Origin of the sequence: Micromonospora sp. NPDC005171 (assembly GCF_040608575.1) — a bacterium.
Lineage (GTDB): Bacteria > Actinomycetota > Actinomycetes > Mycobacteriales > Micromonosporaceae > Micromonospora.
Map to the genome: position 1 here is coordinate 152693 of NZ_JBEXIM010000011.1, position 24863 is coordinate 177555.

At 70.8% G+C, this 24863-nt stretch carries 21 protein-coding genes and 1 pseudogene; 16 read left to right on the forward strand and 6 right to left on the reverse strand.

Going from position 1 to position 24863, the window contains the following annotated elements; genetic code table 11:
- Positions 1 to 49 precede the first annotated feature (49 nt).
- Together pyrH and frr are read left to right on the forward strand one after the other, a co-directional pair.
- Entirely contained in the window at positions 50 to 817 is a 768-nt protein-coding gene (pyrH, locus tag ABZU74_RS16910) for a UMP kinase (RefSeq protein ID WP_030487501.1), read from the forward strand.
- 82 nt (positions 818 to 899) lie between these two features.
- Positions 900 to 1457 (forward strand): ribosome recycling factor, encoded by a 558-nt coding sequence (gene frr / locus ABZU74_RS16915; protein WP_088946658.1) that lies wholly within the window; start codon positions 900 to 902, stop codon positions 1455 to 1457.
- Between the two features lie 72 nt (positions 1458 to 1529).
- Here the strand turns inward: frr and ABZU74_RS16920 are convergent, their stop codons facing one another.
- On the reverse strand, positions 1530 to 1973 hold the full coding sequence (locus ABZU74_RS16920) for a hypothetical protein (protein WP_355424206.1): 444 nt from the start codon (positions 1971 to 1973) through the stop codon (positions 1530 to 1532).
- Positions 1974 to 2354: 381 nt separating this feature from the next.
- Between ABZU74_RS16920 and ABZU74_RS16925 the strand changes: the two genes are divergently transcribed.
- The 3 genes from ABZU74_RS16925 (at position 2355) to ABZU74_RS16935 (ending at position 6194) form a co-directional block, all read left to right on the forward strand.
- Positions 2355 to 3734 (forward strand): phosphatidate cytidylyltransferase, encoded by a 1380-nt coding sequence (locus tag ABZU74_RS16925; RefSeq protein WP_355424209.1) that lies wholly within the window; start codon positions 2355 to 2357, stop codon positions 3732 to 3734.
- Positions 3735 to 3838: 104 nt separating this feature from the next.
- On the forward strand, positions 3839 to 4996 hold the full coding sequence (gene rlmN, locus ABZU74_RS16930; protein ID WP_355424211.1) for a 23S rRNA (adenine(2503)-C(2))-methyltransferase RlmN: 1158 nt from the start codon (positions 3839 to 3841) through the stop codon (positions 4994 to 4996).
- A gap of 31 nt (positions 4997 to 5027) precedes the next feature.
- Complete coding sequence (locus ABZU74_RS16935; RefSeq protein ID WP_355424214.1) at positions 5028 to 6194, forward strand: DivIVA domain-containing protein; 1167 nt, start codon at positions 5028 to 5030, stop codon at positions 6192 to 6194.
- 86 nt (positions 6195 to 6280) lie between these two features.
- Here the strand turns inward: ABZU74_RS16935 and ABZU74_RS16940 are convergent, their stop codons facing one another.
- Positions 6281 to 6502 carry a DUF2631 domain-containing protein gene (locus ABZU74_RS16940; protein WP_130408195.1) on the reverse strand — a complete coding sequence of 74 codons (222 nt, stop codon included), beginning with the start codon at positions 6500 to 6502 and terminating at the stop codon, positions 6281 to 6283.
- Between the two features lie 91 nt (positions 6503 to 6593).
- Between ABZU74_RS16940 and ABZU74_RS16945 the strand changes: the two genes are divergently transcribed.
- From ABZU74_RS16945 to ABZU74_RS16960, 4 genes and pseudogenes are all read left to right on the forward strand, one after another.
- A complete protein-coding gene (locus ABZU74_RS16945; protein ID WP_355424217.1) occupies positions 6594 to 7451 on the forward strand; it encodes a tetratricopeptide repeat protein in 858 nt (285 codons plus the stop codon).
- Between the two features lie 150 nt (positions 7452 to 7601).
- A complete protein-coding gene (locus ABZU74_RS16950; protein ID WP_355424220.1) occupies positions 7602 to 9182 on the forward strand; it encodes a Rieske 2Fe-2S domain-containing protein in 1581 nt (526 codons plus the stop codon).
- A 184-nt stretch (positions 9183 to 9366) separates the two neighbouring features.
- Positions 9367 to 10011, forward strand: coding sequence for a TMEM175 family protein (locus ABZU74_RS16955; RefSeq protein ID WP_355424262.1), 645 nt, complete (start codon positions 9367 to 9369; stop codon positions 10009 to 10011).
- A gap of 107 nt (positions 10012 to 10118) precedes the next feature.
- Positions 10119 to 10305 (forward strand): annotated as a pseudogene (locus ABZU74_RS16960) (leucine zipper domain-containing protein); the annotation flags it as partial.
- Here the strand turns inward: ABZU74_RS16960 and ABZU74_RS16965 are convergent.
- Genes ABZU74_RS16965 through ABZU74_RS16975 form a run of 3 tightly spaced genes read right to left on the reverse strand, consistent with a single transcriptional unit; the run spans position 10302 to position 14498 of the window.
- Complete coding sequence (locus ABZU74_RS16965) at positions 10302 to 11903, reverse strand: NAD(P)/FAD-dependent oxidoreductase (RefSeq protein WP_355424222.1); 1602 nt, start codon at positions 11901 to 11903, stop codon at positions 10302 to 10304. The pseudogene ABZU74_RS16960 and the gene ABZU74_RS16965 sit on opposite strands and share 4 nt — an antisense overlap.
- Before the next feature lie 11 nt (positions 11904 to 11914).
- Positions 11915 to 13810, reverse strand: coding sequence for a HAMP domain-containing sensor histidine kinase (locus tag ABZU74_RS16970; protein WP_355424225.1), 1896 nt, complete (start codon positions 13808 to 13810; stop codon positions 11915 to 11917).
- A complete protein-coding gene (locus ABZU74_RS16975; RefSeq protein ID WP_355424228.1) occupies positions 13800 to 14498 on the reverse strand; it encodes a response regulator transcription factor in 699 nt (232 codons plus the stop codon). The genes ABZU74_RS16970 and ABZU74_RS16975 overlap by 11 nt, the downstream gene beginning before the upstream one ends.
- Positions 14499 to 14611: 113 nt before the next feature.
- Between ABZU74_RS16975 and ABZU74_RS16980 the strand changes: the two genes are divergently transcribed.
- The 4 genes from ABZU74_RS16980 (at position 14612) to ABZU74_RS16995 (ending at position 18243) form a co-directional block, all read left to right on the forward strand.
- Positions 14612 to 15226, forward strand: a complete 615-nt coding sequence (locus ABZU74_RS16980) for a hypothetical protein (protein WP_355424231.1) — start codon at positions 14612 to 14614, stop codon at positions 15224 to 15226.
- Positions 15213 to 16346: an efflux RND transporter periplasmic adaptor subunit gene (locus ABZU74_RS16985; protein ID WP_355424234.1), complete on the forward strand. Its 1134-nt coding sequence runs from the start codon at positions 15213 to 15215 to the stop codon at positions 16344 to 16346. The genes ABZU74_RS16980 and ABZU74_RS16985 overlap by 14 nt, the downstream gene beginning before the upstream one ends.
- Positions 16343 to 17035, forward strand: coding sequence for an ABC transporter ATP-binding protein (locus ABZU74_RS16990; RefSeq protein WP_355424237.1), 693 nt, complete (start codon positions 16343 to 16345; stop codon positions 17033 to 17035). Before ABZU74_RS16985 ends, ABZU74_RS16990 begins: the two co-directional genes overlap by 4 nt.
- A gap of 86 nt (positions 17036 to 17121) precedes the next feature.
- A complete protein-coding gene (locus ABZU74_RS16995; protein ID WP_355424264.1) occupies positions 17122 to 18243 on the forward strand; it encodes an ABC transporter permease in 1122 nt (373 codons plus the stop codon).
- A gap of 83 nt (positions 18244 to 18326) precedes the next feature.
- Here the strand turns inward: ABZU74_RS16995 and ABZU74_RS17000 are convergent, their stop codons facing one another.
- Positions 18327 to 19184: a YhjD/YihY/BrkB family envelope integrity protein gene (locus tag ABZU74_RS17000; protein ID WP_355424240.1), complete on the reverse strand. Its 858-nt coding sequence runs from the start codon at positions 19182 to 19184 to the stop codon at positions 18327 to 18329.
- A gap of 51 nt (positions 19185 to 19235) precedes the next feature.
- Between ABZU74_RS17000 and ABZU74_RS17005 the strand changes: the two genes are divergently transcribed.
- The 3 genes from ABZU74_RS17005 (at position 19236) to ABZU74_RS17015 (ending at position 24714) form a co-directional block, all read left to right on the forward strand.
- Complete coding sequence (locus ABZU74_RS17005; RefSeq protein WP_355424243.1) at positions 19236 to 19787, forward strand: GNAT family N-acetyltransferase; 552 nt, start codon at positions 19236 to 19238, stop codon at positions 19785 to 19787.
- A gap of 452 nt (positions 19788 to 20239) precedes the next feature.
- Entirely contained in the window at positions 20240 to 24211 is a 3972-nt protein-coding gene (locus ABZU74_RS17010; RefSeq protein WP_355424246.1) for a CARDB domain-containing protein, read from the forward strand.
- Positions 24212 to 24399: 188 nt separating this feature from the next.
- Entirely contained in the window at positions 24400 to 24714 is a 315-nt protein-coding gene (locus ABZU74_RS17015; RefSeq protein ID WP_355424249.1) for a hypothetical protein, read from the forward strand.
- Positions 24715 to 24863 lie beyond the last annotated feature (149 nt).

Consider the following 24863-nt stretch of genomic DNA (forward strand, 5'->3'; position numbering starts at 1 on the left):
TTCGCGGTACGCGCCGCACGGGGCGTGCGCGTGGGGAAGGGCGGGGCGGATGACGCAGGTTGTGAGTGACCGGACGCTGGAGCTGGACGATCCGACGGCACCGCCGCCGGGGCGTGCCCGCCGGGTGGTGCTGAAGCTCTCCGGTGAGGTCTTCGGTGGCGGCGCGATCGGCGTCGACCCGGACGTCGTCCAGGCCATCGCCCGACAGATCGCCACAGTGGTCCGCCGCGGCGTGCAGGTCTCCGTGGTGGTCGGCGGCGGCAACTTCTTCCGCGGCGCGGAGCTGCAGAAGCGTGGGATGGACCGGGCCCGCGCCGACTACATGGGCATGCTCGGCACCGTGATGAACTGCCTCGCGCTCCAGGACTTCCTGGAGAAAGAGGGCATCGAGACCCGGGTGCAGAGCGCCATCACCATGGCCCAGGTCGCCGAGCCGTACATTCCGCTGCGGGCGATCCGGCACCTGGAGAAGGGCCGCGTGGTCATCTTCGGCGCCGGCGCCGGGATGCCGTACTTCTCCACCGACACGGTGGCCGCCCAGCGGGCGCTGGAGATCCGGGCCGACGTGGTGCTGATGAGCAAGAACGGCGTGGACGGCGTCTACACCGCCGACCCGCGGATCGACCCCACCGCCAGCAAGCTCGACTCGATCACCTTCTCCGAGGCGCTGCGCCGCAACCTGCGGGTGGCCGACGCGGCGGCGTTCAGCCTCTGCATGGAGAACGGCCTGCCGATGCTGGTCTTCGGCGCGCAGGGTGACGACACCATCATCCGCGCGGTGGGTGGCGACAAGATCGGCACCCTGATCACCGCCTGAGTCCCGCCGACGGCGACGACAGCAGCGGTCTGACGACTTTCAGCAGAGCCCACGACGAGCACAGAAGGAGGCGAGGAGACCGGTGATCGACGACACCCTCCTCGAGGCCGAGGAGAAGATGGAGCGTGCGGTTGAGCACGCCAAGGAGGAGTTCGGCGCCATCCGTACCGGTCGCGCCAACGCCGCCATGTTCTCCAAGGTCATCATCGACTACTACGGCACGCCCACGCCGCTGACCCAGATGGCGTCCATCGCGGTTCCCGAGCCGCGCATGGCCATCATCAAGCCGTACGACAACTCGCAGATCAACGCGATGGAGAAGGCGATCCGCGACTCGGACCTCGGGGTGAACCCGAACAACGAGGGCAACCAGCTGCGCATCCTGCTCCCGCAGATGACCGAGGAACGCCGCCGCGACATGATCAAGGTGGCTCGGCACAAGGGCGAGGAGGCCAAGGTGGCGATCCGCAACGTCCGCCGCCGTGGCAAGGAGGAGCTGGACCGGATCGTCAAGGACGGCGAGGCTGGCGAGGACGACGGTCGCCGCGCCGAGAAGGAACTCGACGACCTGACCCAGCGCTACGTGGCCAGCATCGACGACCTGGTGAAGCACAAGGAAACCGAGCTGCTCGAGGTGTGACCGCCACCGGCTGGCCGGCTGAGCTGCGCCGAGGCCCGTTCCCGACGTCGGGGACGGGCCTCGTTCCGTAGCTCAGCAGGGGATCCAGACGGTCCTGGTGCTCTCGGCGAACTGCTCGCCGGTGTTCGAGTCGCGCAACGAGAAGTGGGCGGTGGCCCGGCCGGGGTGCAGCGCCGGAGCGATCCGGGCGAACGCCATCCCGAGTTCGACGGTACCGCCGTCGCAGAGGATCTCACCGGCGCCGTGTCCGCCGGTGGCCCAGAGGGTCGGCAGGCCGTCCTGCACCAGCGAGGCCGACATGAGGACGATGCCGGCCGGGCAGTGCCGGGCGGTGGCGGTGACCCCTGCCGCCGGGTACGTCACTCCCGGCTCGCCGACGGGCGGCTCGAACGGGAACAGTTCGCTGGTGTGGCGGTCGATGGTGATCCTGGTCCGTGCCGTGGTGGCGGCGGCCGGTGACCCTGCTCCCAGGACCATGGCGGCCACCGTCAACACCGCGAAACCGAACTTGTACATGTGAGTGCCCTTCCCCCGTTCCGACGCGCGGGCTGGCGCCAGCGCGGCACCAGCGCACCACGTCGGGCGCTTTCGCTCAGTACTCGATCGCGCACTGGACGAGTCGGATCGACGGCTGCGGATCGGCTGTGGTCTGCCGTACCGGATGGCTGTGCGCTGCTGGCCGGCGGCCTGGCGGCGAGGGTGGCGTCCGTCGGCGTGCCTCGTCCGCCGTGCCGATCCGGTGTGTGCAGTAGGCTCGGCAGGATTCCCGGCCACCGGGTGGTGAACACCGGGGATCGACCGACCGTCGGGGCGGTCAATCGGAGGAACATCGCACGTGTAGGGGATGCTTGTGGTCTTGCGTCATGTGGTGGTTCTCGTGCCGCGTCGCGGTGCGTGATGTCCCACCCCGACCCCTACGGCAGCGAGCCTCGCGGCTGGGACCGGCCGGAGCGCCCGGTGGCGCTGCCGTGGCCGGAGCAGGAGCTGGAGGCCGGCCAGTGGAGCCGCCGTCCGGCCGCCGGCGCTGAGCTGTACGCCGAGCCGCACGCCCGACCGTACGCCGACCCGCACCCCGCGGACCCGTACGAGGAGCGCGGCCGCCCGGTCCGTCCGGACGACCGTTTCGACGACCGGGACCGGTATGACCGTTTCGACGACCGTGACCGGCACGTGGACGACCGCAACCAGCCCGACCGGTACGACGACCGGGGCCGCGGTGACCGGTACCTGGATCGGCCTCCCGCCACTGGCGACGGGCCGCCCCGTTACGACGGCCCGGAGCGTGGGCGTTTCGACGAGCCGGGCCCTTCCGCCCGCGTCGACGACCCGGGGTACCCGACCGAGCAGCTCGCGCCCGTGCGGGCCGAGGTGGTGCCGGACGAGGCTCCGACGACCGGTCGACGGGCGAAGGGGCGACGTCGGGCCAGCCTCGACCGACCGGCCACCCAGCAGGTGGGCACCGGGCGGGCCGGGCGCAACCTTCCCGCGGCGATCGGGGTCGGGCTCGGCCTCGGCGCGCTGATCGTGGTGCCGCTGGCGGTCTACCCGTTGGCGTTCCTGCCGGTGATCGCCGCCGCGGTCGCCATCGGCAGCTGGGAGATGGCCCGCGCGGTTCGACGCAGCGGCGCTCACCCGCCGCTGGTGCCGCTGATCGCCGGTGGCGTGTTGACAGTGGGCCTGGCCTGGTACGCCGGCCCGGACGCGCTCAGTCTGGGCCTGCTGGTCACGGTGCTGGGCACGATGATCTGGCGGTTGGGTGACGGGCCGGCCGGCTTCCAGCGGGATCTCACCGCGGCCACCCTGATCGCCGTCTACGTGCCGTTCCTCGCCGGCTTCGCGGCGTTGCTGGCGGCGGCACCCGACGATGGCCCCCTGCGCATCCTGGCCACGCTGATCGGGGTGGTCCTCTCCGACACCGGTGGGTACGCGGCCGGCGTCTCCTTCGGCAAACACCCGATGGCCCCGTCGATCAGCCCGAAGAAGTCCTGGGAGGGCTTCGCCGGCTCGGTCACCGCGGCGGCCGTGGGCAGCGCGGTGCTGCTGTGGCTGATGTTCGAGGTGGCCCCCTGGTGGGGCGCGTTGTTCGGGGTGGCCGTCTCCTGCGCGGCGGTCCTCGGCGACCTGGCCGAGTCGATGATCAAGCGGGATCTCGGCGTGAAGGACATGAGCAACCTGCTGCCCGGCCACGGCGGTCTGATGGACCGGCTCGACTCGATCCTCTTCGCGGTGCCGACGGCCTACCTGCTGTTGGCGGTCTTCGTGCCGGTGGTGAGCTGAGGGATGAATCACGGCGACCTGGTCGTCCGGCTCCTGCGGTCGCGGCCCGTTCGACACCTCCGGACCGGCACCCGCCGCCGACGGCGTGACACACTGGACCAGCCATGACGAGCCTGCCCCTGATCCCCGCCATCTCGGTCGCCTCCGCCGCGCGCCGGGCCTCCATGCCCCCTCAGCACCTCGCTGACCTGGACCTGGCCGGCCGCCAGGCGTTGGTGACCGGGCTGGGTGAGCCGGCCTTCCGCGCCAAGCAGGTCTCCAACCACTACTTCGGGCGGTTGGTCCGCGACCCGCAGGCGATGACCGATCTGCCCGCGGCGACCCGGGAGCGGCTGGCCGACCAGTTGCTGCCGACGTTGCTCAACCCGGTGCGCGAGCTGGCCTGCGACGACGGCGCGACCCGCAAGGCGCTCTGGCGGCTGCACGACGGTGCGCTGGTGGAGAGCGTGCTGATGGGCTACCCGGACCGGGTGACCGTCTGCATCTCCAGCCAGGCGGGCTGCGGCATGGCCTGTCCGTTCTGCGCGACCGGCCAGGCCGGGCTGACCCGCAACCTGTCGACGGCGGAGATCGTCGACCAGGCGGTCTACATGGCAGGGGTGGCGGCCTCCGGCGTGGTGGCCGGTTCCCCGCCGCGGCTGTCGCGCGTCGTCTTCATGGGCATGGGCGAGCCGCTGGCCAACTACAACCGGGTGATCGCGGCGATCCGTCGGCTGGTCAGCCCGGCTCCGGAGGGGCTCGGCCTGTCCCAGCGGCACATCACCGTTTCCACGGTTGGCCTGGTTCCGGCCATCCACCGACTGGCCAGCGAAGACCTCTCAGTGACCCTTGCGCTGTCGTTGCATGCGCCCGATGATGATCTGCGCGACGAACTCGTGCCGGTAAACCAGCGCTGGAAGGTAGCCGAGGTGCTGGACGCAGCGTGGGACTACGCCGCCCGGACGGGCCGTCGCGTGTCGATCGAGTACGCGATGATCAAGGACGTGAACGACCAGCCGTGGCGAGCCGACCTGCTCGGGCGGCTGCTGGCCGGCAAATTGGCCCACGTGAACCTCATTCCGCTCAATCCGACGCCGGGCAGTCGCTGGGACGCGAGCCCGAAGCCGGTCGAGCGGGAGTTCGTCCGGCGGTTGCGCGACGCCGGGGTGTCCACCACAGTTCGGGACACCCGGGGTCGCGAGATCGACGGTGCGTGTGGCCAACTCGCCGCCGCCGAGGACAACGACACCAACACCGACCGCGCCGGAGAGGCACCGGCGTGACCGGGCGTGGCGAACGAGACCAGGAGACATAGTGGCGAGTCAGGGTCAGCGTTTCCGGCGCAAGGCGCTCCGCCGGGGATACAAGGTCGACGAGGTGGATGCCTTCCTCGACCGGGTCGAGGCGACGCTCGACGGCCGACAGGTCGGTGCCCCGGTGGCCTCCCAGGAGGTTCATGACGTCGTCTTCCGGGTCCGCTTCAACGGCTACGACGAGTGGCAGGTCGACCTGCACCTGGACCGGGTCGAGCGGCAGTTGGCCGAGCTGGAGGAGCGCAACAGCGCCGGGCGCGGTGGCGACCCCCGGATGGGCCCGCCGGACCGGATGGGTCCGCCGATGCGTGACGACCGGGGCATGGTCCCGCAGCCGATGCCGCCCCGGCCGATGCCCGCGCAGGCCGGCCCGCCCTACGGTCGCTACGACGAGCCGACCGGTGCCTTCGCCGGTGGGTACGACGCCCCCCGCGGTGGTGGTTACGACGCGCCACGTGGCCCGGCCGGTCCGCCGATGGGTCCGGGCGGCCCGATGGGCCCCGGCCCGATGGGCGGCCACGGCATGCCGCAGCGCGGCCTGCCCGCCGGCCCCAGTGGGTACGGCCCCCCGGACGACCAGCGCTCACCCGGTGGGTACGGCCCGGACGATCAGCGCGGCGGGTACGGCCCCGACGACAAGCGCGCGCCCGGCGGTTATCCGCCGCCGCCGGAGGAGCCGCGCTTCGACGGCTTCGAGGCCGGGCGGCACGGTCGCGCCGACATGACGGCCGAGATCCGGATGCCGGAGCGGGACCTGCGCGACATGCGTCGTGGTCCGGCCGGTCCGCCTCCGCTGCCGCAGCAGGGCATGGGTGGTCCGCCGATGGCCGGCCCGCCCGCGGTGGCCGGCCCGCCGATGGGTGGCCCGCCGATGGGTGGTCCCCCGATGGGTGGCCCGCCGATGGCCGGTCCGCCCGGCAGCGACCTGTACCGGGTTGACCAGATCCGCCGCAGCTTCCAGGTGCGCCGGTTCGGCAGCGGGTACGACCCCGACCAGGTGGACCGCTTCTTCGACACCCTGCTCGGTGGCATGCAGCGCCGCAACCCGATGCCGGTCGACCCGAAGGACCTGGACACGCTCCGGTTCGGCCTGGTGCCGGGTGGCTACTTCGAGGCCGAGGTCGACGCCGCGCTCAAGGACGTGCAGGACATCCTCTTCGGGCGCTGACCCGCGACGCGTACGGAGGAGGGCCCGTCCCCCGGGTGGGGGCGGGCCCTCGGCGTTCTCGGCCGGTCGTCCGGCGGTGGGTCGGGTCAGGAGCGCAGGCCGTTGCGGCGCAGCACGATGTCGCCGATCACGATGATCAGCAGCAGCGCGGCCAGGCCGATCAGCCAGATGTCCTCGACCCTGCCCTCGTGGTTGCCGCAGATCATCGCCAGCAGCGCCAGTGCGGACAGCACGGCGCCGATCTGCCCGGCCTTGCGGTGCCCGGGCTTGTGCTGGTCTGGCGACGTTACCGGCTCGCTTCCTGCCACTGTCGGTCCTTCCCTCGCGATCGGATCTTTGGTTAGTCTGGCACGCCTTGTGTCAGGCCCGGCGCAGGGTCCGGCCAGTTGAGGGGACGGCATGACTCGCGAGGAGAGTCGGGAGCTGTTGAAGGCTGCCTACGCGGCGTGGGAGGCGGAGGACTGGTCGCTGGCCGGCGAACTGCTGGAGCGGTTGGTGCGGCAGCACCCCGACCACTCCGCGGCCGGGGTCTGGTGGTTCGACGCGGCGTTGGCGTACAAGTTCCTGAACAACTGGGCGAAGGCGTACGAGCTGGGCCGTGAGGCGGCTGCCCGAGCGGACCGTGACGCCCAGGAGCCGGCCTTCTGGAATCTCGGCATCGCCGCGACGATCATGGAGGACTGGGCGACCGCGCGGGACGCCTGGCGGGGCTTCGGCCTGACCGTGCCGGACGGTGAGGGTGAGATCGTCGCCGACTTCGGAGTCGCGCCGATCCGGCTCGGCAACGGCGAGGTGGTCTGGGCGCGGCGGCTCTGTCCGACCCGAGCGCGGGTGCTGAACGTGCCTACCCCGGAGTCGGGCCGCCGGTTCGGGGAGGTCGTGGTGCACGACGGCGCGCCGAACGGGGAGCGCGAGGTGGCGGGGCAGACGTACCCGGTCTTCGACGAGCTGCTGCTGTTCCGTGCGTCCACGTTGCCGACCACCACCGTCCACGTCATGGCCGAGACGCCCGAGGACGTCCGCGCCCTGGCGGCGTTCTTCGACGAACACGGGTACGCGGCGGAGCCGGCCAGCGGCACGCGGGTGCTGTGCTCCTGCTGTAGCGAGGGCAGCGTGTCGCAGGACGCCAACCATCAGGTCGGTGGCGGGCAGCAGGTGAACCTGGCGGCCCCGGTCGACGAGATCCCCGGGCTGATGGACGGTTGGCGATTGGCCGTGCCGGCACGGCGAAGCTGGAGTTGGCCAAGCGCCTTGTGACCGTCCGGCCGCGTCCTGGCTGGCGGCGAGGGGGCAGGTGGCCTGTTGCGGGCGGGCTGAACGGCACTACCGGCGTCGCGGGGCGGCGGTCAGACTCACTCCGGTAGCGTTTGGCGTACACCTGATTGTCTGTTTGAGGGGGACTGTGCGGTGCGAGTGACCGGAACCGGGCACGCCAGCATGCGGATCGACACGGCTGCGGGCAGCATCCTGTGCGACCCGTGGGTGAATCCGGCCTACTTCGCGTCGTGGTTCCCGTTCCCGGACAATTCTCTGCTGGACTGGGAGACCCTGGGGCAGGTCGACTACCTGTACGTCTCCCACCTGCACCGGGACCACTTCGACGCCAAGCACCTGCGCGACTTCGTCTCCAAGGACGCCACGGTCCTGCTGCCCGAGTTCCCCACCTCGGAGATGGAGGACGAGTTCCGGGCGCTGGGCTTCACCAAGTTCCTGAAGGCGCCCAACGAGCAGGTGGTGGAGTTGCCCGGCGGTCTGAAGATCATGATTCAGGCGCTGACCAGCCCGACCGACGGCCCGATCGGCGACTCCTCGCTCTGGGTCGAGTACGAGGGGGTGCGGCTGCTCAACCAGAACGACGCCCGCCCCACCGACCTGAGCGTCTTCGCCGAGTTGGGGCACGTGCACGCGCACCTGCTCCAGTTCTCCGGCGCGATCTGGTACCCGATGGTCTACGAACTGCCGCAGGCGGCGAAGACCGCGTTCGGCAAGCAGAAGCGGGACCGGCAGTTCGACCGGACCTGGCGGTACATCGACGACCTGAAGGCGTCGCACGTCTTCCCGATCGCCGGGCCGCCGTGCTTCCTCGACGACGCCCTGTGGCAGTTCAACGACATCCACGGCGACGAGGGCAACATCTTCCCCGACCAGTCCGTCTTCCTGTCGGAGTACGCCAAGGTAGGCGGCACCAACGGGATCGTGCTGCTGCCGGGCAGCGTCGCCGAGGTCACCACCGAGGGCGCGAGCACCACCCACCCGGTGCCGGTGGAGGAGTTCTTCGCGAACAAGGTCGCGCACCTGGAGGAGATGCGGGAGCGCAAGCGCCCGATCATCGACGCGGAGAAGGCGTCCTGGCGGCACCCCGAGGTGGACGTGCTCGGCGAGATGAAGCGTCGGATCGAGCCGCTGCTCGACGAGTCGATCTACCTGGCCAAGGGGGTCGGCGGTCCGGTCCGCTTCGACCTGGTGGGGTACGACGGCGAGAGCATCGAGTCGATAGTGGTGGACTTCCCCGGCAAGGAGGTCCGGCCGTACGCGGACGAGAAGGTGCGCTACCGGTTCCGGACCGAGCGGTCGCTGATCGAGCACCTGCTCTTCATCGACGAGGTGGACTGGGTCAACTCGCTCTTCCTGTCCTGCCGGTTCTCGGCGGCCCGGATCGGCCAGTACAACGAGTTCGTCTACGCGTTCTTCAAGTGCCTCTCCGAGGAGCGGCTCCAGTACGCCGAGGGCTGGTACGACGAGCACGAGCGCAGCACCGACGCCGAGGACATCACGTTGGGCGACTGGGTGGTGCAGCGGCGCTGCCCGCACCTGAAGGCGGACCTGACCCGCTTCGGCATCGTCGACGGCGATCAGCTCACCTGCCAACTGCACGGGTGGCGCTTCGACCTGCCCTCTGGCCGCTGCCTGACCAGCGTCGGCCACAAGGTCCGCGCCCACCGCGTCGACGCGGAAACCCCGGCCCCGGCGGGCGAAGCCCTGAGCTGACCCCGCTCCGCCCCCCTTCCGCCCCCGCGATCGTGCACTTTCGGTGGGTGCAAAGCACCGCAATCGCCCCAGAACGGCGACCGAAAGCGCACGATCGCGGGGAGGGGTGCGCGACGAGAGCGGGGCGGGCGTGGCGGGGGCGGACGCGCGGGAGAACGAGTACCGGTACGGACGCGGTCGGGAGATGGCCCGGGACGCCGCGCGGGTGGAGACGTTCAGCGACGGTGTCTTCGCGGTCGTGCTGACGGTGATGGCCGTCGAGCTGCTCCAGACCGGCCCCGCCAGGGAGAGTGGGCGAGCGGTTCCGGACGCTTTGGCCCACGCCTGGCCGTCCTACCTGGCGTACGTGATCACCTTCGCGCTCGCCGGGCAGGTGTGGCTCGCCCACCACAACCTGTGGCGGTACATCGTCCGGGTCGATCAGATGCTGCTGGTCTTCAACCTGGGCGTCCTGCTCTTCATCGCCACCATCCCGTTCACCGCCGACCTGCTGTCGGACAACCTGCGCGGTGGGGCGACGGAGCAGCGACTGACCGCCGCCCTGTACCTCGGCACCGTGCTCGGTGAGGCGATCTTCGTCAACCTGAGCTGGTGGTGGGCCCGCCGGCGTGGGCTGCTGCACCCCGACCTGGATCCCCGGCTGGCCCGGGCGATCGCACGTCGGGTGCTGCTCAAGCCCCTGCTCTACCTCGTCGCCTTCGCCGTCGTCTTCATCGACCCCATCCTGAGCCTGTGTGCGTACCTGCTGCTGGTCGGCTACTACCTGATCGGCGGCCCGGGCGACCTGCGGCCGTCCGCCGGCCCGAGCAGGGACCGGTCAGCGGCCTAGGTGTTCTGTGCATAGACGTTGGTGACGGGTCGGATCTTGAACGGGTGAGGACCTCCGGGGTAGGTGTGGAGCTACCAGACAGCCGCACCTGACCCGTGGAGGTCCTCATGGTCCACCGTAACGCCCCCTTGTCAGAGACCGGGAGGCTGCGCCTTGCCCGTTGTGTCGTCGACGACGAGTGGCCGTTACGCCGCGCCGCGGAACGTTTTCAGGTCAGCGTGAACACGGCGAAGCGGTGGGCCGATCGCTACCGCATCGACGGCGCGGCGGGCATGGCTGCTCGATCGCCCTCATGAAACAAGCCCCAGGTCGGTGAGGATGCGGCGGGCGGCGTTGTGGCCGGCCGCGCCGATGACGCTGCCCGCCGGGTGGCAGCCGGCGCTGCCCGCGTACACGCCGTCGATGCCGGTGGCGTAGGGCATCCGGTCGGTGAACGAGACGGTGTTGTCGACGTGGTGGATGTGCCCGCCGGTGATGCCGAAGTGCTCCTCGATGCCCGGCGGCGGCAGCGGCACCGCGTCGGCGATCAGGTCGGCGGTGCCGGGGGCGTACCGCTCGACGATCCCGATGAGCCGGTCGACGTAGCCGGGTAGCTCCGCGTCCCAGGTGGTGCCGGCCAGCTCGTAGGGGACGGACTGGACGAAGAGCGCCGACGAGTGGTGCCCGGCGGCGTCGGAGAGCGACGGGTCGACTGTGGTGTGCAGGTACCACTCGATGGTGGGCTCTGCCGGCAGCAGTCCGGCCTGCACGTCCGCCCACATCGCGCGCAGCGCCGTCATCGGCGACGCGTCCGCCCCGCCGACCAGCGACGCGGACCCGGGCAACAGGTGGATGGTCGAGCCGAACGGGCTCGGCGTACCGGCCGGCAGGCAGGAGAAGCTCGGCAGACCGGTGAGCGCCAGGTTGAGCTTGAGCGTGGTGCCGGGCCGGCGGACCGCCGCCATCCGTTCGCCGAGCCGCGCCGGCAACGCGCCGTCGGGCAACAGGTCCATCAGCCGGTACGGGTCACACGCGCCGAGTACCACCCGGGCGGCGACCTCCCGACCGTCGGCCAGCACCACTCCGCTCGCCGCACCGCCGTCAACTGTCACCGCGTGCACCGGCGTACCGGTCAGGATCGTCGCCCCGGCGGCGCGCGCGGCCTCGGCGAACGTCCGGGAGACAGTGCCCATCCCACCCTCGGCGATCATCCAGGTGCCGCCGGAGCCGGGCAATCTGCACATGTTGTGCACGAGGAAGTTGTGACCGGTTCCGGGGTCGTCCGGTCCGGCGTTGAGCCCGGACAGGCCGTCGGTGACCGCGTACATGCTGACCAGCAGCTCGGAGCGGAACTCGAACCGGGCCAGGTAGTCGGCGACGGAGCCCTGCACGAGGTCGACGAAGACCTGCCGCAGCGCCGGGCGGACGTGCCGCTCGGCGGTTTCCTGGACGCTCAGCGGCTCCGCCAACCAGGCCGGGGCGAGGTCTTCGCGTAGCGCGGCCAGCTCGGCCTGCATGGCATCGTCGGCGGCCACGTCGGCGGGGGAGAAGAACTCGGCGAGCTGCGCCCGGGTGGCGGCGGTGTCACTGCCGAAGAGCAGGTACGGCGAGCCGAGGCCGCCCGGGGTGGGCAGGAAGTAGTGCGGGTCGCGGCGCAGCACCGGGATCCGTACGTCGAGCGTGGCGAGCAGCTCCGGGGGCATCAGCCCGAGCAGGTACGAACCGGTGGAGTGGCGCAGCCCCGGCACCTTCGGAAACGGGTTCTCGGTGCGGGTCGCGCCGCCGATCACGTCGGCGGCCTCCAACACGAGGACGTCCAGGCCGGCGCGCGCCAGCAGGACCGCGGAGACCAGGCCGTTGTGCCCGGCACCGACGATCACGACGTCGGCGCGGGCCGGAATCTCACTGCTCATGCCGCGGCAGCCTAGTCCGCGCCGACAGACCGGTCACCCCTTCCGCGCGCGTCCTCGATGATCAAGGGGTGGGGAGGGGGCAGGTGGAGGGTGAAGGTGGACCCGTGGGTGGGGGTGCTGGTGGCGCTGACCGTGCCGCCGTGGGCTTCGATGAGTTTGCGCACGATGGCGAGGCCCAGGCCGCTGCCGCCGGTCTGCCGGCTCCGGGACTTCTCGGCCCGCCAGAAGCGGTCGAAGACCCGGGGCAGGTCCTCGGCGCTGATGCCGCTGCCGGTGTCGGTCACGGAGACGACGACCTCGGCGTCGGTCGCGCCGGCGCTGATCGTCACGCGCCCGCCCGGCGGGGTGTGCCGTACCGCGTTGGTGACCAGGTTGCCGACGGCCTGACGGAGTCGCACCGGGTCGGCGTCCACCTGCGGGTCGGCCTTCGTACGTACCGTGATGGTGACGCCGACCCGGTGGGCCTGGACTCGGTGCGCCTCCGCGACCTGGGCGAGCAGGTCGGTGAGGTAGACCTGTTCGCGGTGCAGCCGCAGCGCGCCCGCGTCTGCCTCGGCCAGGTCCTGTAGGTCGGTGATGACGTGCTGGAGCACTGTCGCCTCCTCCAGCAGTGAGGAGAGCAGCCGGCGGTCGGGGGCCGCGACGCCGTCCTCGACCGCTTCGAGCCAGCCCCGGATGTTGCTCACCGGCGTACGCATCTCGTGGGCGATGTCGCTGACCATGGCCCGGCGTAGCTGCTCCAGCCGCTCCCGCCGTTCGGCCATGTCGTTGAAGACCTCGGCCAGCCGGGCGATCTCGTCGCGACCGGTCACCCGAACCCTGGCGGAGCCGTCGCCGTCGCGCATCCGCTGGGCCGCCCCGGTCAGGGCGTGCAGCGGGCGGGTCAGCCGGATGCCGGCGAGGACGGTGAAGCCGATCGTCACCAGCAGGACGAGACCGGCGACCGCGACGATGCGGGTCTGGTTGGCAGGGGAGAGGTCGAAGGTGGTGGAGGGGCGGCCGCCCGGGTCGGTGACGAAGAGGGTCGCGGCCGGGGCGACGTACGGGAGGAGCTGTTCACGTCGACTGGTGCCGACGCAGGCGCTGACCGCACGGTTGTGCTCCTGGTCGACGCCGGCCGCGCTCCGGGAGTCTGGTGCGCTGGCCGCCGGCTGCCTCGTCCAGGTCCAGTTCAGGTCCACCTGCACGGCGGGCAGTCGCCGCCGCGCCAGGCAGGTGTTCACCAGGGCGTTGAGCTGGGCGAGCGCCTTCCCCTCGGTGGCCGTTCGGGCCGCGAGGTCGTCTCTCAGCTGGACACAGGCGGCATTGTCGGCGAGGTCGGTGCCGGGGGTGTCGATCCGTGGGCGGCCGGTGGGCCCCTCCACGACGCTGGCGTCGATCTGCGCTCGCATCCGCAGACACTGGACCGCTTCGGCCGCCCTGTCGCGCAGCGCCGCGCGCTCCTCGGGCGGGAGCAGGTACGGCCCGGTGGTGCGCGGGTCGATGCGGCTGGTGCCGCCGTCACCGCCGCTCGGCGGGGTGGTCCCGGGCATCAGGGCGGTGTCGACGGCCAGCGCGTCGACGGTCGCTGACGACGTCGTCGGCAGCGGACCCGCGCCGGGTGCCGAGTCCGCGATCGGCGCACCGGTGTCGGTGGTCAGGGCGATCCGGCGGTCGACGTCCTGGGCGAGCGGCCGAAGGGCCGCGTCGACCCCGTCCCAGTTCGGGTGGGTCGCGGCGTACGCGAGCACTGTGTCGTAGATGCGGGCGTCGTCGGCGAGCGCCTGCCCCTGTTCCTGTCGGATCGCTCCGGTGGTGGTGCGGACGGCCAGCCACGCGGTCGCCGCGATCGAGCCGACGGCGATGAGGACGGCCAGCGCCAGCAGCCGGAGCAGCAGGCTGCGGCGCAGCGGAACCTCACCCGACATGGGGTGACTCTTCGACCAACTTGTATCCGACGCCGTACACGGTCACCAGCCGGGCCGGCTTGCGCGGGTTCGGTTCGATCTTCCGGCGGAGGTTCATGACGTGCACGTCGACGGTCCGGTTGGTGATGTACCTGTCGAACCCGTGCAGGTAGCCCAGGAGTTGATCCCGGGTGAACGCCCGGGCGGGCTGGGCGGCCATCGCCTGGAGCAGTTGGAACTCGCCGGGGGTGCAGTCGACGAGGCGTCCGTCGCTGCGCACCTCGTGGCGCACCGGGTCGACGTGCACGGCGCCGACCCGCAGCACCGGGTCCGCCTGCGCCGTCCGCTGGCCCCGGCGCAGCAGGCTGCGGGCCCGGGCGACCAGTTCACGCGGGCTGTACGGCTTCGTCATGTAGTCGTCGGCGCCCAGGTCGAGACCGAGCAGCAGGTCGTTCTCGGTCGACCGGGCGGTCAGCATGAGCACCGGAAGGTCGGACTCGCGGCGCAGGATGCGACAGACGTCCAGGCCGTCGACCTTCGGCATCATCACGTCGAGGACCAGCAGCACCGGGGGCCGCTGCCGGATCCGTTCCAGGGCGGCTCGTCCGTCGGACACCACGACCACCTCGTGCCCCTCGCGTTCCAGATACCGGCGCGCCAACTCCGCCTGCTTCTGGTCGTCCTCGGCTACCAGCACGTACGCACACACGGCAGCGACTGTACGTGGCACCCGCCGATTCCAGCGCGGCCGCTGAGCTGGGGCTATCGGATGACGACCGGTTCCTGACAGGTCTCTGACAGGTGGGCGTGAAGCTCCACGTCATGACCAACTCAATCCATCGGGTCGCGGCCGGGCTCGCCGCGGTCACAGTGCTCGCGGTCGTCCTCGCCGGCTGCGGCGGCGGCGTGTCCAGCGCCGACAAGGGCACCGCAAGCGGTGACGTCGCGTCGCTCACCACCCCGTCCGCCCCGGCGAGCGCCACCGCCGCCGGTGGTGCCGCAAACGGTCGGCCGCAGCTACGCCTGGACATGACCGACGAGGAGGAGGAGCGGCTCTGGGGGGCGTACAACATCTGCCTGCATGACAACGGCGTGAAGCTGAACGAGGGCCGATCACAGCCCGGCCCGGTGGGGGACGGTACGGGTCTCTCCCTCGACCAGAGCGGGGAGCCGAAGGCGGCGTACGTGGCGTGCGCGAACAAGCTGCCGCTCCAGCCGCCGGAGCTGGACCCGGAGAAGAACCCGAACTACGTGAGCCAGTGGAACGACTACGTCCAGTGCCTGCGCGGACGCGGCATGAAGATCCACTCGCTGCCGGACGGCTCCGGCTGGACCTACGACGACGGGGTCACCGATCCGGCCGGCGGCCTTGAGGGTCCCGCCCTGGTCAAGGTCGAGAGGGAATGCACGATGGAGATCTTCGGTGCCCAGAAGTAGCCCGACCGACGACAGTGGTCGGCGGACGACCCGGCGTACCGCGATCGTGGTGGCGGTGGTGACCCTGGTGATCGCCGTGGGCGCCGGCGTCGGGGCGCTGGCCCTGCGGCGTCACCCCGGCGGTGACGCCGCGAGCACCCCGCCGCCGGTGACCACGACGACCGTGACCCGGGCCAGCCTGTCGGACACCCGCTCGCTCAACGGCACGCTCGGCTTCGGCCCGGAGCGGTTGGTGAAGGGTGCCGGGGAGGGCGTCGTCACCCGGCTGCCGAAGGTGGGCGACACGGTGGCCCGGGGCAAGCCGCTCTACTGGGTCAACGACCGACCGGTGCCGGTGCTGTTCGGCGGGACCCCGCTGTTTCGCACGCTCGACAAACCCGGACTGGTGGGCAGCGACGTACGGATCGTGTGGGACAACCTGAGGGCGCTGGGCTACCAGACCGGCTCACAGCCGTCCCGGGGCGCCGACGGCACCAAGATCGGCACGGGTCAGGCCCTGCTCACCGGAAGCCTGGTCGGCGCGATCAAGAAGTGGCAGAAGGCCGTGGGCCTGGACCCCACCGGCGCGATCGCGGTCGGGCAGGTCGCGGTGCTGACCGGGCCGGCGCGGGTCAGCGCGGTGAAGACGCTGCCCGGTGACCCGGTCGCCGGTGAGCTGCTGGCCGTCACCGAGAAGGTAAAGCTGGTCACCGTACCGGTCGGGGCCACCGAGGTCGGCACCATCACGGTCGGTGCCGCCGTGGTCGTCGCCCTGCCGGACAGCTCCGAGATCCCGGCCACTGTCGCCTCCATCTCCCAGACGGTGCGCGGCGGGGGGCAGGACGACGGCACCGGGCAGGGCAACCCACCGACGGTGGACGTCCTCGTCGCACCCACCCGGGCGGCGGACGTGGCGAAGCTGGACGCGGCAACGGTTCAGGTCCGGTTCACCACCGCCGTCCACAAGGACGTGCTCGCGGTGCCGGTCGGCGCGCTGGTGGCGCTCCGCGAGGGCGGGCACGCGCTGCAACTGCCCAATGGTGGGCTGGTGGCGGTGGAGACCGGGATGTTCGCCCGGGGCCTGGTCGAGGTCAGTGGCGCCGGCGTGACCGAGGGCCTCGACGTGGTGACTGCGTCGTGACCGCCGAACCGGTGCTGAACGTCGAGGGGGTCAGTAGGACCTACCCGGGCGGGGTGACCGCACTGGACGACGTCTCTCTGACCGTGCGCGCTGGCGAGATGCTCGCCATCGTCGGGCCATCCGGGTCCGGCAAGTCCACGTTGCTGAACATCATGGGCACCCTCGACCTGCCGACCAGCGGCCGGGTACGCGTCGCCGGGCAGGAGGTCACCGCGCTGTCCGACCGTCGGCTCTCCGCGCTGCGGGGCCGCTGGCTGGGCTTCGTCTTCCAACAGTTCCACCTCACCGACGGGCTGGATGCCGCCGAGAACGTCGCCACCGGCCTGCTCTACGCCGGGGTGCCCCGCCGTCGCCGCCGGCGAACCGCGATCGAGGCGTTGGCCCGGGTCGGCCTGGCGCACCGTGTCGACCACCTGCCGCAGCAGCTTTCCGGCGGGGAACGGCAGCGGGTGGCGATAGCTCGGGCACTCGTCAACGAGCCGGCGCTGGTGCTGGCCGACGAGCCGACCGGCGCCCTCGACACGGTAAACGGGGAGGCGGTGCTGACCCTGCTGACGGACCTCAACCTGGAGGGCACCACCATCGCCGTGATCACCCACGACCGCGATCTCGCCGCCCGTACGCCTCGACAGGTGGAGATCCGCGACGGCCGGATCGTCGCCGACACCGTTGCCGGGAGCGCGGCGTGAGCGCCCAGCCGGGTGTCGCCCGGTCGACCCGGCTCGCCCCGACCGACGTACTCCGGCTCGGTCTGCTCGGGCTGACCACCCGCCGGATGCGGGCCGTCCTCTCCGCGCTGGGCATCTCCATCGGCATCGCCACGTTGGTCGTCGTGGTGGGAATCCCCGCGTCCAGCCAGCGCGACCTGATGGACCAACTCTCCGCCCTCGGCACCAACCTGCTGCGGGCCGAGCCCGTGCCGGATCAGAACCCGCCGGTCGTCCTGCCGGAGGACGCCGCCGCCATGGCGTCGCGGATCGGGCCGGTCCACACGGCGAGCGCGATAGCGAACACCCACATCGCCGTACGCCGCAACGACCTGCTGGACCGGTACGACACGTCAGGGCTCAGTGTGCTCGCGTCCCGGCCGGACCTGTTGGGGACTGTCAACGGCCGGATCCGCAGCGGCCGGGCCCTCGACGCCGGGACGGCCCGGCTCCCGGCCGCCGTCCTCGGCTACGTCGCGGCGAGCCGGCTCGGCTTCGCCACCGTGGATCCTCGGCAACCGCCCCAGGTGTTCATCGGCGAACGCTGGTTCACAGTGATCGGCATCCTGGACCCGTTGCCGCTCTCCCCGGATCTCGACCGCTCGGTGCTGGTCGGCTGGGACGCCGCCAAGGCCATGCTCGGCTTCGACGGTCACCCCACTGTCGTCTACCTGCGGGCCAGGGAGGACGCGTTGGAGGACGTCCGTGCCGTGCTGCCGGCCACCCTCAACCCGCAGCTGCCAGGGCTGGTCCAGGTCAGCCGCCCCTCCGACGCGCTCGCCGCGAAACGGGCCACCGAGGACAGCTTCTCCGCGCTGTTCCTCGGGTTGGCGGCGGTCGCCCTGCTGGTCGGTGGGATCGGCGTGGCCAACACGATGGTCATCTCGGTGCTGGAGCGCCGTCGGGAGATCGGCCTGCGCCGGGCGCTCGGCGCGAACCGTGGTCAGATCCGGGTGCAGTTCCTCACCGAGTCGGTGTTGCTCAGCGTGCTCGGCGGCACGGCCGGGGCAGCCCTCGGAGTGCTCGCCACCGTCGGCTACGCCAGCTACCAGGGCTGGCCGCCCACCATCCCGCTGACCGCGGTGCTCGGCGGAATCGCCGGCGCCCTACTGGTCGGCGTGATCGCCGGCGTCTACCCGTCCATCCGAGCCGCCCGCCTAACCCCCACAGAAGCCCTCAACACCCCCTGACGCTGTCCCCGGGGTCCGCCCTCACACGGTGATCATGAAGTTATTGCCACTCTCCTCGGCGTGTCGTGGCGATAACTTCATGATCAACCGGGGGTGGTGGAGGTGGTGGAGGTGGAGGTGGAGGTGGAGCGCCAGCGGGAGAGGGCCAGGGTGGCGGAGTAGCCGGCCAGGACGATCACGTGGAACAGGTAGAGCCAGAGGAGTACGGCCACGCCGGCGCCGATGTCGTCGAAGCCGCCGAAGGGCACGCCCAGGTCCAGCGGGAGCGAGGCGAAGAGCACGAAGCCGTGCAGGAAGCCGGAGAGGTTCGCCGCGGTGAACGACCCGATGCCGAGGGTGGAGAGCCAGTCCGGTGAGGCCGGCCCGACGACCCGGAACACCCACACCAGCACCGGCGTGAGCACCAGCCAGACCGCCAGGAACGACAGCACCACGCCGAGCACACCGAGCCAGCCGCCCTGGCGTACGAGGCGGGTGGTGAGCGGGAGCGCCAGCAGGATCGACAGCAGCAGCGCGGGGGCCGGCGCGAGCAGCGGCAACAGCAGAAGCCGACCCCGCCAGCCGACCAGGTGCTCGTCCGAGCGGGGAGCGGCCACCGAGACGAAGGCCCGCCGCAGGCCCTCGCCGTAGAGCGAGGCGGGCAGCAGGGAAGCCAGCGCCAGCAGCGGGGTCAACCCCACCCCGGCGTCGACCAGCGCCTCCACCGCGCGGGGCGCGCCGATCGCGGTGGGCAGGGCCTCCACGGCGTACGAGGTGAGCCGGCGTACCCGGTCGGCACCGGCCACCAGCGAGGTGAGCCAGATCGCCAGCAGGGCGACCGGCACCACGGCGATCGCCCCGTAGAAGGTGATCGCGGCGGCGTGCAGCGACAGGTCTCTTCCGCGCACCGGACGGAACGCGGCACTGGTGATCCGTTTCGCGCGCTGCCATCCGTTGCCCATCGGGTCCTCCTTCCCTGTCGGCACTGCCGTCACTCCTTAAGATCGCCGACCATGACTGTTCTCACCACCGAACGCCTGATCCTGCGTGACTGGGCCGACGATCCTGCCGACCTGGCCCGGATCTACGACATCTACTCGCGTCCCGAGATCAGCCGATATCTGGGCGTGGTGTCGGGTCTGCCGATGACTGATCCGGCCCAGGCCGTCGAGCGGCTGGGGATCTGGCAGGAGCGGCACGCCGGCGACGGCGGCCGGTACGGCACCTGGGCGATAGAGGTACGCGAGACGGGTCAGGTGGTGGGCACTCTGTTGCTCAAGCCGCTGCCGGGGCGCGACGAGTCACGCCGGACCGACGACATCGAGGTGGGCTGGCACCTGCACCCGGACGCGTGGGGTCATGGCTACGCCACCGAGGCGGCCCGCGCGGCGGTAGCCCGGGAGTTCGCCGCCGGTACTAGGGAGATCTACGCGGTCGTGTCGCCGGGCAACGAGCCGTCGATGGCGGTCGCTCGGCGGCTGGGCATGACCCATGTGGGTCAGCGCACCGACTGGTACGGCGGAGAGTTGCTGGAGACCTTCGTCGTGACGGCTCCAGATGCCTGATCGTTCCCGTACGACCTGACGCAAGATCCGCGCAACTTCGGGGAAGGTATGGCCTCCAGTCGTCGGGAGGTGGCACCTTCCCCGAAATTGTGGGCAGGTCAGCGGGGACGACGATCGTCAGGGCAGACAAGTCCGTCGATAGTCACGGTGGTCGAAGTGTTGACGCTCCCTTAGCACGTCAGTAACCTTTGGGCCAAAGTAACGCAAGATTTCGACAAAGGCGTGCACGGTTCTGCGCACGCTCTCGGAAGATTCAACGGGCCTCCTGGGGAGGCCCGTTGATGGTCGTACCCGTCTGGTGTTTCCAGGACGAGCGGCGCCCCCGCGCCGCCCGCGCCACCCCGTCTCACTCGGCACCGGCCCACTCGCGTCGGCCGGCGCTGCACCGCCGCACCCCCCACCCCCGTGGTCCAGCCACCGCGGCAACCGTCCCCCCGACGACAAGGACAGTGATGAGACGAACGAATCTGTTCAGGACGGTGGCGGCCACGGCCGCCGCCGCGCTGATCGCCACGGCCGGGGCGACCGCCGTCGCGACCCCGGCCGCCGCCGCCCGCCCCGCCGCCCCGGCAGCCGCGCCGAGCGCCGGCTTCGCCCCGGCGGCCACCAACCTCGCCCAGGGTCGTCCCACCCAGGAGAGCGGCCACGCAGACGTCTACGACTCGTCGAAGGTCGTCGACGGCAACGCGGGCAGCTACTGGGAGAGCGTCAACCACGCGTTCCCGCAGTGGGTGCAGGTCGACCTCGGCTCCTCGCAGAGCGTCAACCAGGTCGTGCTGAAGCTGCCGACCTCCGGTTGGGGGACCCGGACGCAGACGCTGAGCGTGCGGGGCAGTGCCAACGGTTCGTCCTTCACCGACCTGGTCGGGTCACAGACGTACACCTTCAACCCGGCGAGCGGCAGCACCGCCACGATCAACTTCAGCTCGACCTCCACCCGCTACGTCCGGATCACCATCACCGCCAACAGCGGCTGGCCGGCCGGGCAGCTCTCCGAGCTGGAGGTGTACGGCAGCGGCGGCACCACCCCGGACACCACCGCGCCGAGCGTGCCGGGCAACCTCTCGTACACCCAGTCGGGCACCACCATCAGCCTCAACTGGGTCGCGTCCACCGACAACGCGGGCGGCAGCGGCATCGCCGGCTACGACGTCTACCGCAACGGCGCGTTCCTCCAGTCCGTCGGCACCGTGACCACCTTCAACGACACCCAGCCGGCGACGGCGACAGTGTCGTACCACGTCCGGGCGCGCGACGCCGCTGGCAACCTCTCCGGCAACAGCAACACGGTGACCCGCACCGGCAGTGGTGACACCACCGCGCCGAGCGTCCCGGGGACGCTGTCGCAGAGCACGTCGGGCAGCACGATCACGCTCAACTGGGGGGCCTCCACCGACTCCGGCGGCAGCGGGCTCGCCGGCTACAACGTCTACCGGGGCGGCAGCCTGATCGCCACGCTGGGCACCGTCCTCACCTACCAGGACGCCCAACCGGCGACGGCGACAGTGTCGTACTACGTCCGCGCCCGCGACGGCGCCGGCAACCTCTCCGGCAACAGCAACACCGTCACCCGGACCGGCAGCAACCCGCCCGCCTGCACAAACGTGGCGCAGGGCAAGAGCATGACGGCGAGCGGCTCCACCTTCAGCTTCACCCCGGACAGGGCGAACGACGGGCAGCTCACCACCTACTGGGAGGGCGCGGCGAGCTACCCGCAGAACCTGACAGTGGCGCTGGGCGCGAACCACTCCATTTCCGGCGTCACAGTGAAGCTCAACCCGGACCCGGCCTGGGGCACCCGTACCCAGACCATCCAGGTCCTCGGTCGCGACCAGGCGTCGTCGACGTACACCAGTCTGGTGTCGGCGGCGGCCTACCAGTTCGTCCAGGGCAGCAACGTGGTGACCATCCCGGTCACCGCCACCACGGCGGACGTGCAGCTGCGGTTCACCGGCAACACCGGCGCCCCGTCCGGCCAGGTCGCCGAGTTCGAGGTGTGCGGCACCCCTGCGCCCAACCCGGACCTGGTCGTCAGCTCGGTGACCTGGTCGCCCTCGTCGCCCAGCGAGGTCTCCCCGGTCACGCTGTCGGCCGTGGTGCAGAACATCGGCTCCGCCGCCGCCGGCGCGACAACTGTGAACTTCAGCCTGGCCGGCGCGGTCGTCGGCAGCGCCCCGGTGGGCACGCTCGCCGCGGGCGCCTCGACCACCGTCTCGTTCAACGCCGGTACCCGGCCGATGGGCAGCTACGCCGTCTCGGCGGTGGTCGACCCGGCGAACACGATCGTCGAGCAGAACAACGGCAACAACAGCTTCACGGCCGCGTCGCCGCTGGTGGTGGCACAGGCCCCGGGCCCGGACCTCCAGGTGCTCAGCATCGCCTCGAATCCGCCGAACCCGGCCGTCGGGGCGTCTGTCACCTTCACCGTGACGGTCCGCAACCGGGGCACCACCGCGACCGGCGCGACCACCGTCACCCGGCTGGTGGCGGGGAGCACGACGCTCAACACCACCACCGCCTCCATCGCCGCCGGCGCGACGGTCACCGTGACCGTCAGCGGCAGCTGGACCGCCACCAGCGGCGGCGCCACCATCACCGCCACCGCCGACGCCACGAACGTGGTCACCGAGACCAACGAGACAAACAACGCGTTCAGCCAATCGATAGTGGTCGGGCGCGGGGCCGCCGTCCCGTACGTCTCCTACGAGGCGGAGGCCGGCCGTTACCAGGGCACACTGCTGGAGGCCGACCCGCTGCGCACCTTCGGGCACACCAACTTCGCCAGCGAGTCCTCGGGTCGCAAGTCGGTACGACTCGCCAGCACCGGCCAGTTCGTCGAGTTCACCTCGGCCAACCAGGCCAACTCCATCGTGGTGCGCAACTCCATTCCGGACGCGCCAGGTGGTGGCGGCATCGAGGCGACCATCAGCCTCTACGTCAACGACGTCTTCTCCCGGAAGTTGACACTGTCGTCGAAGCACAGCTGGCTCTACGGCAACACCGACGGGCCGGAGGCGCTGACCAACACCCCGCAGGCCGACGCCCGGCGGCTCTTCGACGAGTCCAACGCGCTGCTGGCGCAGTCGTACCCGGCCGGTACCCGGTTCAAGTTGCAGCGCGACGCCGGCGACACGGCCTCGTTCTACGTCATCGACATGATCGATCTGGAGCAGGTGGCACCAGCGGCGAGCCAGCCGGCCGGCTGCACCTCGATCACCTCGTACGGCGCGGTCCCGAACGACGGGCTCGACGACACCGCCGCCATCCAGCGGGCGGTGACCGACGACCAGAACGGCGTCATCAGCTGCGTCTGGATCCCCGCCGGGCAGTGGCGGCAGGAGCAGAAGATCCTGACCGACGACCCGCTGAACCGGGGTACGCACAACCAGGTCGGCATCAGCAACGTCACCATCCGGGGCGCCGGCATGTGGCACTCGCAGCTCTACACGCTCACCGAGCCGCAGAACGTGGTGGGTGGCATCAACCACCCGCACGAGGGCAACTTCGGCTTCGACATCGACAAGAACACCCAGATCTCCGACATCGCCATGTTCGGTTCCGGCCGGATCCGTGGCGGTGACGGCAACGCCGAGGGTGGTGTGGGTCTGAACGGTCGCTTCGGCACCGGCACGAAGATCAGCAACGTCTGGATCGAGCACGCCAACGTGGGCGTCTGGGTGGGCCGCGACTACGACAACATCCCCGAGCTGTGGGGGCCGGCCGACGGGCTGGAGTTCAGCGGCATGCGGATCCGCAACACGTACGCCGACGGCATCAACTTCAGCAACGGCACGCGTAACTCGCGGGTGTTCAACTCGTCCTTCCGGACCACAGGTGACGACGCGCTCGCCGTCTGGGCCAACCCGTACGTCAAGGACCGCAACGTCGACATCGCCCACGACAACCACTTCGTCAACAACACCATCCAGCTGCCCTGGCGGGCCAACGGCATCGCGATCTACGGCGGCTACGACAACTCGATCGAGAACAACCTGGTCTACGACACCGCGAACTACCCGGGCATCATGCTGGCGACCGACCACGACCCGTTGCCCTTCTCCGGAACGACGTTGATCGCCAACAACGGGCTCTACCGCACCGGCGGCGCGTTCTGGAACGAGGACCAGGAGTTCGGCGCCATCACGCTCTTCCCGGCGACCCGGGACATCACCGGGGTCACCATCCGCGACACCGACATCATCGATTCGACGTACGACGGCATCCAGTTCAAGAACGGCGGCGGCAACATGCCGAACGTCGCCATCACCAACGTGCGGATCGACAAATCCAACAACGGTGCCGGCATCCTCGCGATGGGCGGGGCGCGCGGCAACGCCAACCTGACGAACGTGACAATCACCAACTCGGCCGACGGCAACATCGTCGTCGAGCCGGGCTCCCAGTTCGTCATCAACGGGGGCTAGTCCCGGTCGGGGGCCGCTCCGGCGGTCCCCGGCCGTCTCAAACCATCCTTGATCAACACGCCTTCAGCGATTTCGGGGTATCCGCGTGCCGCGGATACCCCGATTTCCACGAAACCGAGTCGATCACCTGCTGGTCGGCGAGCGTCCGGGCGGCTGCTGTCAGCGGGTTGCACGTACTCGGTTCTGTCGTGATCAGCGTCGTGGGCGGCACGGTCACCTGCGCGGACATCAGCACCGGGGAGTCGACCGGGCCGGCCCTGACGCACCCGGGCGCGGTCGGCGCGATGCTGCCGGCCCTGCTCGACAACGTGCCGGTGGTCGCGACCACGTGCACCGACCTGGTCCTGCGGGTCTGGGAGATCGGAACCGGCCGCATCATCCGGTCCGTCGCGTTGTCGGGGCAGGTTCGCCGGATCCTCTCGGTCACCGCTGACCAGGTCGTCGTCTTCACCGGCGGTCATCTGGCCGCGGTCGGCCCGGTCACCGCGACCGGGCCCGCCTGAGCTGACGCCTGGCGGTCGCTACTCCTGCAGATCTTGGACAGTTTCCGTCCGTACGGCGGGCTCAACCGGTGGTTGCAACACCGAGGAGCTGGGTCATTTTCTCACCGGGGGTGGCCCAGTTCAGGGTCATGCGGGGGCGGTCGTTGAGT